This window comes from Tessaracoccus zhenghani (assembly GCF_054552775.1).
The window spans coordinates 2,569,118-2,581,478 of sequence record NZ_CM137275.1 but is presented as its reverse complement, the minus strand read 5'-3'; the positions used below and the strand labels follow the sequence as shown (position 1 = coordinate 2,581,478).

Annotated in this window: 11 protein-coding genes and 3 pseudogenes; 10 read left to right on the top strand and 4 right to left on the bottom strand. The window is 64.7% G+C overall.

Annotation, left to right across the window (positions count from 1 at the left end; all coding sequences use genetic code 11):
- Positions 1–8 precede the first annotated feature (8 nt).
- Positions 9–320 (top strand): thioredoxin domain-containing protein, encoded by a 312-nt coding sequence (locus ACX1DX_RS12150; RefSeq protein ID WP_026936351.1) that lies wholly within the window; start codon positions 9–11, stop codon positions 318–320.
- Between the two features lie 7 nt (positions 321–327).
- On the opposite strand, the gene ACX1DX_RS12145 is transcribed toward ACX1DX_RS12150, so the two are convergent.
- Complete coding sequence (locus ACX1DX_RS12145) at positions 328–810, bottom strand: site-specific integrase (RefSeq protein ID WP_228479876.1); 483 nt, start codon at positions 808–810, stop codon at positions 328–330.
- 389 nt (positions 811–1,199) lie between these two features.
- A complete protein-coding gene (locus tag ACX1DX_RS12140; protein WP_459396808.1) occupies positions 1,200–1,475 on the bottom strand; it encodes a hypothetical protein in 276 nt (91 codons plus the stop codon).
- A 39-nt stretch (positions 1,476–1,514) separates the two neighbouring features.
- Between ACX1DX_RS12140 and ACX1DX_RS12135 the strand changes: the two are divergent.
- The 8 genes and pseudogenes from ACX1DX_RS12135 to ACX1DX_RS12105 all read left to right on the top strand — a co-directional run.
- Positions 1,515–2,473: pseudogene (locus ACX1DX_RS12135) on the top strand (IS3 family transposase); the annotation flags it as partial.
- Positions 2,474–2,575: 102 nt separating this feature from the next.
- Positions 2,576–3,667 (top strand): tyrosine-type recombinase/integrase, encoded by a 1,092-nt coding sequence (locus ACX1DX_RS12130; protein WP_459396807.1) that lies wholly within the window; start codon positions 2,576–2,578, stop codon positions 3,665–3,667.
- A complete protein-coding gene (locus ACX1DX_RS12125) occupies positions 3,630–5,558 on the top strand; it encodes a tyrosine-type recombinase/integrase (RefSeq protein WP_459396806.1) in 1,929 nt (642 codons plus the stop codon). The genes ACX1DX_RS12130 and ACX1DX_RS12125 overlap by 38 nt, the downstream gene beginning before the upstream one ends.
- Positions 5,559–5,606: 48 nt before the next feature.
- Positions 5,607–5,822, top strand: a pseudogene (locus ACX1DX_RS12120) (IS3 family transposase); the annotation flags it as partial.
- A gap of 63 nt (positions 5,823–5,885) precedes the next feature.
- Positions 5,886–6,575, top strand: coding sequence for a transposase (locus tag ACX1DX_RS15110; protein ID WP_527252164.1), 690 nt, complete (start codon positions 5,886–5,888; stop codon positions 6,573–6,575).
- Positions 6,464–6,988, top strand: a complete 525-nt coding sequence (locus ACX1DX_RS15105) for a Mu transposase domain-containing protein (protein WP_527252159.1) — start codon at positions 6,464–6,466, stop codon at positions 6,986–6,988. Before ACX1DX_RS15110 ends, ACX1DX_RS15105 begins: the two co-directional genes overlap by 112 nt.
- Positions 6,985–7,728 carry an ATP-binding protein gene (locus ACX1DX_RS12110; protein ID WP_459396805.1) on the top strand — a complete coding sequence of 248 codons (744 nt, stop codon included), beginning with the start codon at positions 6,985–6,987 and terminating at the stop codon, positions 7,726–7,728. The genes ACX1DX_RS15105 and ACX1DX_RS12110 overlap by 4 nt, the downstream gene beginning before the upstream one ends.
- A gap of 153 nt (positions 7,729–7,881) precedes the next feature.
- Positions 7,882–8,685, top strand: a complete 804-nt coding sequence (locus ACX1DX_RS12105) for a tyrosine-type recombinase/integrase (protein WP_459396804.1) — start codon at positions 7,882–7,884, stop codon at positions 8,683–8,685.
- A gap of 533 nt (positions 8,686–9,218) precedes the next feature.
- On the opposite strand, the gene istB is transcribed toward ACX1DX_RS12105, so the two are convergent.
- Both istB and istA read right to left on the bottom strand, forming a co-directional pair.
- Entirely contained in the window at positions 9,219–10,001 is a 783-nt protein-coding gene (gene istB / locus ACX1DX_RS12100; RefSeq protein ID WP_459396803.1) for an IS21-like element helper ATPase IstB, read from the bottom strand.
- Positions 9,998–11,570: pseudogene (gene istA / locus ACX1DX_RS12095) on the bottom strand (IS21 family transposase). Before istA ends, istB begins: the two are co-directional and overlap by 4 nt.
- A 208-nt stretch (positions 11,571–11,778) precedes the next feature.
- Between istA and ACX1DX_RS12090 the strand changes: the two are divergent.
- Positions 11,779–12,174 carry a DUF4333 domain-containing protein gene (locus ACX1DX_RS12090; protein ID WP_459396802.1) on the top strand — a complete coding sequence of 132 codons (396 nt, stop codon included), beginning with the start codon at positions 11,779–11,781 and terminating at the stop codon, positions 12,172–12,174.
- The last annotated feature ends 187 nt before the right edge of the window (positions 12,175–12,361 follow it).

The window sequence follows — 12,361 nt, the reverse complement described above, 5'->3', positions numbered from 1 at the left end:
GGACCATCATGGAGATCATCCTGCAGTATTTCAACGGCTGCCCCAACTGGGAGGTGCTCGACCAGCGGCTCGCTGAAGTAGTCAACGACCGATCCGATGTCAGGGTCATACGTCAGCTGGTCGAGACCCCCGAGGACGCCGTGCGCCTCGGGTTCCACGGCTCCCCAACCGTGCTCGTCGACGGCATCGACCCGTTCGCCGACGAGCGTACCCACGTCGGGCTCGCCTGCCGGATGTTCCGCACGCCAGCTGGGATCGCCGGGTCGCCGACCGTCGAGCAGTTGCGCGAAGCGATTTCCGGCCCGGGCGCTGACGTGTGATGCTCGTTCAGGCGTGGTCGGAACGGAGTGCCGGATAGTCGGACCAGTCACCGCCGGCGAGACGCGACCATGCGGCGGCGGACGAGGTCGTGATGCCGAGGAGATCCGAGACGATCCGGGGATGCATTTGCCGGGTGAGCTCGATGAGCGCTGTGGTGCGTGCGCTTCCCGCGAGCAGGCCTTCGGCGCGAAGACGACGGCTCAGCGGGCCCGGGGTGAGGTGATTGCCTGGGTTCCGGCCGGGGAACAGCCATCCTTCAGGATGGTGCTTCGCGGCGTCGGCGAGATCGCTGATGGCGTCGCCAAGGATCTCGGGGAGCCCGATTGGCTCGGCCCCGACGGTCAGCGTGACGGGCCGCGAGCTCGTATCGATCTGTGTCCGGGTGATCGTGACGATGCGGGTCAGCTGGATGCCGTAGAGCAGTACGAGGAGCCCGGCTGCCCGGGTCTTCGGGTCCATGCCGGCATCCGACAGGAACTTGCGAGCCATCTGCCATCGGTGGTCGGAGGCGTAGCTTCGCCCTTCGAGGCGATGGGCTCGGAACTCGACTCGGAGGGTGCTCATCCGGTGCCGTCGTAGCCAGCGAGTGAATGGTGCCAGCGCGTCACGCTGGCTCGGTGAATCAGTCAGATATGCGTCGAGCCGGCGCTGCGGATAGGTTGCCAGCGTCTCTTGCTGTGACCGAATCTCTCGAAGAAGCGCGGCGCAGTACTTCAGCGCGGCCCGTTGCCTTTGGAAGCCAGCGGCTGGACTCGATGTCCGCGGCAGCGCCCTCGGCTTCCGGAACCTCACCAACTACATCGCCCGCAGCCTGCTCGAGACCGGTGGATTCAGACCCCACCTACACCCTCGATTGTGAAGAGCCCCCAAACGGCGCTCTAGCGCTCCAGAGTGCCGCGAAGGGCAATCACCGACCCACCCAGCCGCGGCCACTGCCAGTGCTCGTCCTCGGGAGCCGAGTGCTCGCCTCTGGCAGCGGCCCACTCGGCCTCGAACGGGCCAGCGCAGTCAAAGACCGGGTGCTGCTCATGCCCCAGGCAGTGGGACATCTTGATGCCCGTGATGCCTTCGTCGAAGGCGACCCAGACCGGGATCTGTTCGTCGTGGGCCTTGCGTAGGGACTGCTGACGGTTTGGTTGACTCCAAGACCGCATGATTCCTGAGAGGGGGGTCGTGCTGAAAGGATGGCAACCATGCCGAAGATCACCTACACCGACGAGTTCAAGCGCGACGCGGTCGCGTTGGTCGAGTCGGGTATCCCGCAAAAGCAGGTCGTCAAGGACCTCGGAGTGGCGAAAACCACGCTGCAAGCCTGGCTCCGTGATGCCAGGTTCAAGTCCCATGGGATGACCCCGACCACCGATCCAGAGGCCCGCAAGGACATGTCGCAGGCACTGCGTCGGATCCGGGAGTTGGAGATGGAAAACGAGGTGCTGCGGCGCGCGGCGGCGTATCTGTCGCAGGCTCACATCACGCCCCCAAAATGATCTATCCGCTCGTGCAGGAGATGGCCGCGGTCGGTGCCCGGGTGAGGGTGCCGGTGACGGTCGCGTGCCGGATACTGGGATTCTCCAAACAGGGCTACTACAAATGGCTCAAGCAACCGGTGTCAGCCCGTGAGGCCGAGGAGCAAGAACTCATCTCGGTGCTGCATCAGCTGCACACCGACGACCCGGAGGGCGGCTACCGGGTACTGGCAGACGACCTCGCTGAGTTGGGCTACGAGTTGTCGGAGCGCAGAGTGTGGCGGTTGTGCCGGGTCGCCGGGATCCAGTCGGTGTTCACCAGGCGCAAGACCCGCTACAAGAAGGCCGGCGCGCCGGTTCACGATGACCTGGTCAACAGGCAGTTCAGCGCTGACGGACCCAACCAGGTGTGGCTGACCGACATCACCGAACACCGCACCCGCGAGGGCAAGGTGTATCTGTGTGCGATCAAGGACGTGTTCTCCAACCGGATCGTGGGCTACTCGATCGATTCACGGATGAAGGCCCGTATCGCCGTCAACGCGCTCGAGATGGCGGTGGCCCACCGAGGCGGGCCCGCTGGGGTGATCGTCCATTCCGATAGAGGCTCCCAATTCCGGTCGCGCCGCTTCCGCAAGGCGCTGAAGCGTCACAGGCTACGTGGCTCGATGGGCAGGGTCGGGGCATGCCTGTTAACCGGCTAATCGGGGCGTTGGGGGTAGTCAAGGGCGCGGTGATGCGGTCAGGCATGCTGGATTTGGTGAGCGGTTTGGCGTAGGCATGGGGGTATGGACAACGATGATGTTCTCCTCCTTGAACGCGACGCTCAGTCGTGGCGACTCAGGTGTGACAGCAACCCCGAGTTGGTGTCGCAGGCCAACGCCTATCTGGGGTACCTCGGGGACCGGAACTACTCGCCAGGAACGGTTCGCACCTACGGCTACGGCCTGCTGGCCTTCCACCGATGGCTCCATCACGTTGGGTTGAGTGTTGGCGACGTCGTCACCGACGACGTGGTGGGCTTCCTGAGCGCGTGTCGACAAGAAACGATCCCGGGCCGACCAGGGCCCAACGTGGTCGACCTGGCGGGCCGACCCACAGACCGGCTCGCACCAGCGTCGGTGAACCTGCGGCTGGCCGCCGTCGCCGGGATGTTCGAGTTCTTGTCGATGCGGGACCCGGGAATGCGTTCCCCGATCCCCAAGGGCAAGCCCTCGTCCTGGTTCGCGACCGGGGAGCGCACCGGCATGCTGGTCCATACCCGCCGACGACCGGCACCACGATCCCGGCTACGGCTGCGCACCCCCAGACGGCTGCCGCGGGCGTTGAGCGTTGAGGAGACCGCCACGCTGTTGGGGTCGCTGCGTTGCAGCCGGGACCTGTCCATTGCGGGGTTGATGCTCTACTGCGGGCTTCGTTCCTGCGAGGTCCTGGCCCTGGCGGTCACCGACGTCGATATCGGCGGCCGGTGGTTGAGTGTCCACGGCAAGGGCGGCAAAGACCGTCGCGTCCCCCTTGACGAGGACCTGGCCGCGATGATCGCCTCCTACCTCCTGACAGACCGGCCCGAATCCTCATCACCTGTGTTGTTCCTCAGCGCGAAGGGCCCCACCCGCGGGCAACCACTGACGGCGGCTGGGTTGCGCAGCATCTTCCGTTACCACCGCAGCATCACCGGGATCGTTGCCGGCGCCCCACATGCTCTGCGTCACACCTTCGGCACCGCCTTGGCGGAGGCCGGGGTTGACCTGGCAGTCATGCAGGCCCTGCTGGGGCACGCCCACGTCGACACCACCGCCCGCTACATCCACCTCGCCCCGACTCACGTGAAGGCCCAATACGATGCCGCTCGCACCCGTCAACGCCTCAACCGTCCCTGACCCCTCCGAAACCCCCAAGCAGGTGGTGGCCGCCTACCTCACCCACCAACACCGAACCGGTCGGGGCAATGTCTCCTTCACCCAAGCAGCCAGAGTGTTCATGCGTCGCTGGCCCCAGCCCCAGAACTGGGCCGACGAGGCACTTCAGGTCCAACTCTCCGCAGGTTGCGCTACCCGTCCATTCATCACGTTCCTGCTGGTCACCGGACGGTTGCACCCGGGCTGGGACTACATGGTGAACCGGAAGTTCTCCTCGCTCTGGCGCGACGTCGAAGACACCGCCATCGGGGCAGACCTTGAGGCGTTCATCGAAGCCGCCCGCGGTTGCGGCTACAGCGAGCGCGTTGCCTCCGCGATGGCCTCCCAAGTCATGGCTCGGGTGTTGTTTGCCACCGGCAGGCCGCTGTCACAGACCACCTATGCCGACTTCGACGCCCTCACCGCCGCTGGCGTCCGGCGTCAACACGCCACGGGCAGGACTTGGAAGCACTACCGCGCCGCGGCGACAGCAACGAAAACGGTGCTGTTCCACATGGGAATTCTGCCCGCCCTGCCCGAGCCCTGCCAGCAACCTTGGCCCTTTACCCGTCGCCTCGAGGGCATTCCGGAGCCGATGCATTCGATCCTGGTGCGATACCTGCAACGCAAAACTGTGACCTGCAAACCCAAGACAGTCTCCTGCCTGGCCACCCGACTGAAGCACTTCGCCACCTTCATCACCGCCATCGATCCTGAACTGATCCCGTCGGAATTGACGCGCTGCGATCACATCGAACCTTGGCTGGTGTCCCTGCCTCACACCCTCAACTCCACTACCGGGGCGTTGGTCACCGTCGCTGACCAGGCCCGCCGGATCTTGGCCGCGGCCAACTTTCTGGCTGACATCACCGAGTGGGACTGGCCCGAAGCCCCAACACGGAGGCTGTTCTACTCCTCCGACAATCCGCGGCTTCCCCAGCCACTGCCCAGGTTCCTGCCACCCGACGCGGACCGTCGCCTCACCGAAGAACTCACCGCCTCCGAAAACCGGTTGGCCGCTGATGCTCTCCTGCTGCAGCGCGCTTGCGGGCTCCGTATCGGGGAACTCCTTGACCTTGAACTCGACGCCGTCATCGACACCCCCCACCTCGGATCCTGGCTCAAGGTCCCGCTGGGGAAACTCGACACTGAGCGCATGGTCCCAATCGACGAGGAAGCACTGAACCTCATCGACCGCATCATCGCGCTGCGTAGCCCGGGACGGGCGATCCGACACCCCCGCACCGGGAAACCCGCACAATTCCTATTCACCTCCCACGGCCGCCGCGTGACAGCCACCGCACTGCGCGGCGAGCTCCGCAGGGCAGCGACAGCCGCCGGGATCGGGCACGTCACCCCGCACCAACTTCGTCATACCTACGCCACCGCCCTGGTCAACGCCGGAGTTTCACTCCAAGCCCTGATGTCGATCCTCGGGCACGTCTCCGCCGAGATGAGCCTGCGCTACGGCCACCTCTTCGACACCACCGTCCGCGCCGAGTACGAACGAGCTCTCGACCTGGCCAAGAACCGCATTGGCGCCCTACCCCAACCCGCCAACACTGACACCGTCGAGCCCGCCACGACTTGGTTGACTGGGCCGACGATCAAGACCGCCCTGGCGGGCGGGCACTGCCTCCGCGCCCCCGCGCAACAGGCCTGCACCTACGCCAACATCTGCGAACACTGCCCCAGCTTCCACACCACGATCCAAGACATCCCCATCCTGACCCGGCAACGCGACACCGCCGCGGTCTTGGCCGACGACGCACAACACCGCGGATGGGACAGCGAAACTGAGCGCCACCTCAAACTCATCACCCGGCTCAACACCCTCATCGACACCGCCACGACACGCCCGAACGCCGGATGAAACCAGACACCTCCATCACCGCAAAATCAGCACAGATTAGCCGGTTAATGTGGCGATAACGCCGCGATGGAGTCGTTCTTCGCGCTACTCCAGAAAAACGTCCTCGACCGTCGATCCTGGGGCACACGAGAGGAACTGCGCCTGGCTATCGTGTCCTGGATCGAGGGGAAGTACCACCGCAAACGCCGTCAACGCCGCCTCGGAAAACTCACCCCCATCGAGTTCGAACTCATCATGAACCCAGCCGCTAAACTGGCGGCATAACCCCGGAGGTCAACCAAACCTTCGGCAGTCCCGAGCGTCGAGGTCGACTGGTCCGGGCCGACGATGGAACTGACGAACCCGGCCACCGGGGAGGTTTCGAAGGTCTATCTGTTCGTGGCGTGTTTGCCGTTCAGCCGGTTCGCGTTCGTCTATCCCGCCTTGGACATGAAGCAGGACACCTGGCTGCGGGCACACGTGGCCATGTTCACCGCCTTCAGCGGGTCGGTGCCCAGGATCGTGCCGGACAACTTGAAGACCGGGGTGGTGAAGCATCCCCGGGAGGGTGAGATCGTGTTGAACGACTCGTATCGGGAGATGGCTGCGCACTACTCGGCTGCGGTGCTGCCCGGACGCGTGAGGAAACCCAAGGACAAGGCTTCAGTCGAGAACACCGTGGCTCATGTTGCGACCTGGGTGATCGCTGCCCTCAGGGACGAGGTGTTCACGTCGCTGCCCGAACTGGCCTCCGCGATCGAGGGCCGGGTCGAGGCTTACAACGCTGAGCCGTTCCAGAAGCGTCCCGGCTCACGGGCGAGTGTGCTCACGATTGAGGAGCAGCCGCTGCTGCGACCGTTGCCCCAGGTCGCCTACGAGATCAGCCGCTGGGTCTCTATGGGCGCCGCGTCGGACGCAGCGGGCACGTGGTCTGGGAGAAGAACCACTACTCGGTGCCTTATCTCCACATTGGATCTAAGGTCGACCTGCGGATCACTGACCGGGTCTTGGAAGTCTTCGCCGGGTCTCAGCGGTTGAGCAGCCACCTGCTGCTGCCGGAGGGATCCGCCGGACATTGGCGCACAGCCGAGGCCGACCTTCCCACCGGTGAGAAGTATCAGCCCTGGGACGCCGCCCGGGTCCGGGAATGGGCGGCCAGGGTCGGGCCGGCAGCGCAGACGGTCATCGACCGGATCTTCGAATCCGTGGCGATTGATGAGCAAGGCCTGAACCCGGCGTTGGCGGTGCTGCGGCTGTCGCGTCGCTTCTCCGCCGACCGGGTGGAGGACGCCTGCCAGCTCGCCCTGGCCGCAGGGGTCAGGTCGCCTCGCTACGTCCACCTCAGACCGATCCTGGACACCGGGCAAGACAAGCAGCCCATCCCAGAGCCCGTTGATGCCGGTGGCTACGTCCGCGGCGCCGACTACTACGCAGAGCGGAGCAGCCGATGAGCAGCTTGGACGTCGAGACCAAACGCAAACTCCGCGAGATGGGCGCCACCCCGCTGCTGGAGGCCATCCAGACCCAGGACGAGGCCTTGGTGCTCGGTCTCGGGTTCGAGGAACGGATCCGGATCATCGTGGACGAGGCACACTCAGCCTTCACCCACTCCAAAGTCGACGGCCTCATCCGCCGCGCTGGGCTGCGCTATCCCACAGCGGACCTGCGCAGGATCGACCTCGTCGAGGAACGCGGTCTGGACAGGGGCGTGATCTCGCAGCTGGCGACCTGTTCGTTCATCGAACGCTCCCACAACGTCGTGTTCCAAGGCTTCACCGGCTCCGGGAAATCCTACCTCGGCTGCGCCCTGGCGAAACAAGCCTGCCTCCACCGGATCCGGGCCCACTACATCCGAATGCCCGACCTCGCCGAAGCCTGGCATCTCGCCAAGGACAAGCCACAGGGGCAGATGAAGTTCCTCCGCAAGTACGCGGCCTTCACCCTGCTCGTGATCGATGAATGGCTCCTCGACCCACCCGACGAAAGCATGCGCAGCATGCTCCTGGAGCTCCTCGAGCGCCGCTACGACACCACCTCCACCGTCTTCTGCACCCAATACGCGAAGAAGGACTGGCACCAGCGCCTCGGCGGAGGAGTCCACGCCGACGCCACCATGGACCGTATCGTCCACAACACCATCTGGATCGACACCGGCACCCACAACATGAGAGAACACACCGCCACGAAGTGACCAGCCCGGCGCTGGTGGACGGCCCCCGGCCCCCACCAGCGCCACCGGTGGCCCCCAACGTCAATATCGCTGGCTCCCAGAGGCAATATCCAGTGGTCCCGTCAGGCTCGAATACTCAAGAGCATCCTGAGCGGTGCGGTAAAGGACGAACTCATGGCCGTCAACGTGGCGGACGGCGTTGACACGCCCACCATCATCAAGAAGCCGCAGCAAATCTGGACACCGCCCCAGCTTGCTGCCTTCCTGGAGGTCGCCGCGGAGCACAGGTTGGGCGCGTTCTACGAGTTCGCCCTGCACACAGCGCTACGCCGCGGTGAGGTGTGCGGGCTTCGCTGGGCCGATGTCGATGTCAACCGAGCGGTCGCAATAATCCGACACAACCGGGTGCACGAGGGCGGCAAGGTCATCGAGACCACCCCAAAGACCGATAGCTCCTTGGCCGAGATCGAGTTGTCCACAGCGGCGCTCGACGCTCTGGAAGCCTGGCGGCTGCACCAGGACCTTGAACGCACCGAATGGGGCGACGCGTGGCAGGGAGAGGGCCATGTGTTTACCTACGAGGACGGCAGGGCACTCAATCCGAGCTTCGTGAGCAAGCTGTTCTCCAAGCTGGCAAAGAAGACCCGGCTCAGCCTCGCGGAGGCCAAGCATCAAGAACTCGCGGTACAAGGGCTGAGCGAGGCCGAGATCGAGAAGGCGATGCCCAATGGAGACGAACTTCTCCCCCAGTTGACCCTTCACGGGTTGCGGCACGTAGCTGCGACGTATATGTGGGATTCCACGGGCGACCTGCTCGCGGTGTCGAAAGCTCTGCGCCACTCCAGCCCGGCTGTCACCGCGGCGGTCTACACACACATGAAGTCGGGCAAGCAACGCGCCCTCTTCGATGCAATCGCAGGGCAGTTGCAGACCGCCGGTGTGCACACTTTGCACACACAAGCCGCTTCTGGGGCATAAGAAAAGACCCAGTCAATGGAGAATTTGCCTTTGACTGGGCCTTCCGCTGGCGCGCTCGGCAGGATTCGAACCTGCAACCTTCTGATCCGTAGACCTGCCGTTTGCCGTTCGGTGACGTCCGTCTGCGACCAATGATAGCCGCCTGACAAGGGCTTCGGGGATGATGACGTTCGCAGCTGTTCGCGGCTGTTCGTCCCTGACGCCTGCCGGTTGCCCCCATGGTTGCCCCCATTGGCCACTGTTCCCTCCCAGGCCGTCGACTAGGCGTGACACCAGGCTGAGAGCGCACCAGGATGCCAATCCACGTGTCGGCGAACCGTAGCGGTCCAGGGCAGTTCGCGGGGGGGTGCTCGATCAGCGCTCTTCCTAACTAGATGGGCGCAAATTCCGCGTTTGGGTCAATGGCCGGAAAGATCTACTAGTAACTACCTGTCAAGGGACACGGGGAAGTCCCTGTGGGCGGTCATGGGATCTCCTTGTAGGCGGACAGCTCATCTCCCTGTCTGCGGTCAGCTGATCTCCCCGTGTTGGTGTTAGTGCAAGGGGATTACCCCGCGTCCGGCGGTGGCTTCAGTCAGGCGTAGAGAGGTGCCTTCGGTGACGATGACGTGGGCGTGGTGGAGGAGCCTGTCGACGGCTGCGGTGGCGAGGGTTTTCGGCATGATGGTGTCGAACCCGGCGGGGTGGAGGTTGCTGGTGACCGCCAGAGACCGCCGTTCGTAGGTGGCATCGACCAGGCGGTAGAACGCTTCGGCGGCGGCTTGCCCGGAGGGCAGCATGCCGATGTCGTCAACCACGATCAGTTCAGCCCGGGTGATGCGGGCGATCACCTTGTTGACCGAGTTGTCTGCTCCAGCGCGGGTGATCGCAGCGGTGAGGGATTCCAGGGTGAACCAGGACACCCGCATGCCCGCGTCGATGACGTTGTGGGCCAGCGCCTCAACGAAGTGGGTCTTCCCGGTCCCGGAAGGCCCGGTGATGGCGAGGTTCTCGGCGCGGCTGATCCATTCCAGGCCGGCGAGGGCGGACTGGGTCGGGGCGGGGATGGAGGAATCGTGTTCCCGCCAGGAGTCGAACGTTTTCCCGGCTGGGAGTCCGGCGGCTTTGCGCCGCATGGCTTTGGTGGCTTCGTCCCGACCACGGATCTCCTCGCTCAGGAGAACCCGAAGGACTTCGGCGGGGTCCCAGCGTTGGGCTTTCGCGGTGGCCAACACCTCGGGGGCTGCGGCGCGTAGGTAGGGCAGCCGCATCCTGCGCAGCAGACCCGTGAGGTCCTCTGGCAGCGGCGGCGCCGGGTGCATGGCGGTGAGGTTCATGAGCTGTGTTCCTTCGAAGTGGTGAAGTTGGCCCAGGCTGCGGTGCCTGGCTGGGCGGAGTGGGACTCGTCAGCGATGACGAGGTCGGCGTTGGTGGCGCCGCTGGCTTGGTGTTCGACGATCGCTGCCAGATCACCTTCGGCGAACCGGCCCGCCGCGGCAGCAACACCCAAGGCGGCATCGACGGCGTCGGTGCCGATGAGGGCGGCGAGTTCGACCGCGGCGGCCATCTTCGACCGGATCCGGACCGTCCCTGCAGCTGCGGCCTCAACCAGCCACGAGACCGCCCCTGGACCCAACTGGAGGAACTGGGACTCGGCTCGGCTGCGTGGCCGTGGCTGGGGCACTCGGGGTGACCCGTCGGGGTCCTGGGGATGGTGCGGGTAGTGAGCCAGATCGATCATCGGGTTGCCGGGCGTCGAGAGCCGATGCCTGCAGACCTCCGCAAGACCCCGCCGGCCAGCAACCCATTCCGGCGCCGCTGGGAGGGCATCAAGGTCGGCCACGACCACCAGCTCGTCCCCAGCTGCCCTGACCCCACACCTCAGCCCCGACAAGCCCAGGCGGGATGGAGTAGCGCACCGACCCGAACCGGATCGTCTGGTCAGTGTTGACCGTGCGGGTCTGACCCAACGCGACCGTGTGCGGGGCGACTGGCAGCATGTGCAGCCGGTGGCGCTCATCGACCAAAGCATCGGCTGGGATCCTGGCGGTCTCGCGATGTTTGCGGCCGTTGACCTTGCCCATGAACTCGACACACGCCCGCTCCAATTCCGCGAAGGACCCATACGACTCACGCAGGTTCGCGTCCGTGGGGACCAGGTCAGCCTTCGCCAACCGGACCGTCGCTTCGGTGCCGCCCTTCGACTCCGGGTCGAACGGGACACACGTGTAGACCTGACATCCGTAGTGGCGAGCGACTTCCACGATCTGTGGATGCCTGACCGCGACACCGGCGACATGGTCGACGGTGACGGTCTTGGCGTTGTCGGTCAACAGATACGACGGGACCCCACCCATCTGCCGCAAAGTGGCATCCAAACATGCGATCAGCGTCGGCTGGGACTGGTCCCAGACCGGGATCACGACCCGGAACCTGGACCACGCCAACCAGGCGCAAAACAACAACGTCGAACGCAGCTGCCCACCCGGACCCGGCACCCTGGGGCCCTGTCCCCAATCGAACTGCAACCACAAACCCGGCTCGGTGATCCACGGCCGATAGGAGCGCCGGTGCCCGGCCCGCCAAGCCGCCTTCACCTGCGCCACCGCCCGCCTCGTGGTGCGCTCAGTGCCGCCAAATCCCATCCCCACCAGCCGGGCATGGATCACATCGGCGCGGACCCTGCCCTTGCCCTGCTCGACCCAGTCCTCGATCTTGGGCATGAACCCATCCAGCATCCTCGGTCGGCGGCCCGGACCCGTGACCGGGCGGCCCAAATCCCTGGCGGCGACATAACGTCGCACCGTCTTGGGATCCACCCCCGCCAACAACGCAGCAGAGTGCGCACTCTCCGTGGCGTCGAACGCCTCCAAAATTTCCATGATCTCCCTGTCAGACTTCTTCATGTGTCCCTCCGGTGGAACCTGCTCGTGGTGGTCGAAGACCTCGAGCAAACACCGGAGGGACGCCTCATTCGTGGGACCGACACGATTGGGGGGTCCCGATGGCCTCAGACAGGGAGATCAACTGTCCGTCAGCAGGGAAGTCCTTGTCCGCCTACAAGGAGGCTGACATGTCCGCTTGCACTTCCTACCCACAGTCTGGATCTCCATCGTGGCGTCTCTCGGTGCGATCGCTTTTGGCGTGCTGGCGCTACGACGACTCAGCGAAGCAGGCAGCGGGAAGAAGCGAGGAATCGCTGGAATTGTGGTCGGCGCATTGGCTCTACCGCTAGCTCTTATTTCGAGCACACCCGCGTTCGAGGAAGGACTCCAGCAGGGGCTCATCTCTGGTTCGTATGACAAGGCGGGCATCGAAAGCGAGATCCAATCGGGCCTACTGGACCAAGCCGACATCACGGTAACGGTCGACTGCCCCTCTTCCCCGACCATCGCCGAAGGGTCATCGTTCGAATGCGTGGCACGCGAGCGAGACAGCGGAACGAACATCCTCGTGGAAGTTCGTATCCAGGACGATGCCGGGAGCTATATCTGGGAAGTCCTCGGCTGACCGATTTCACCAGAGTTCAGGTCATCGGGGATCGCGCACGATGACGAAGTGCCGGCGCTCGAAATCTGTCTTTCAGATTTAGATGAGGATGACGCATCAAAGACGGCTTAGCGGACCAGAGGCATCGAGCGACCGACGGGTTGGCTCAGCGGCAAACACTGGACCCCTAGCTCAGGCGCATGTCCTA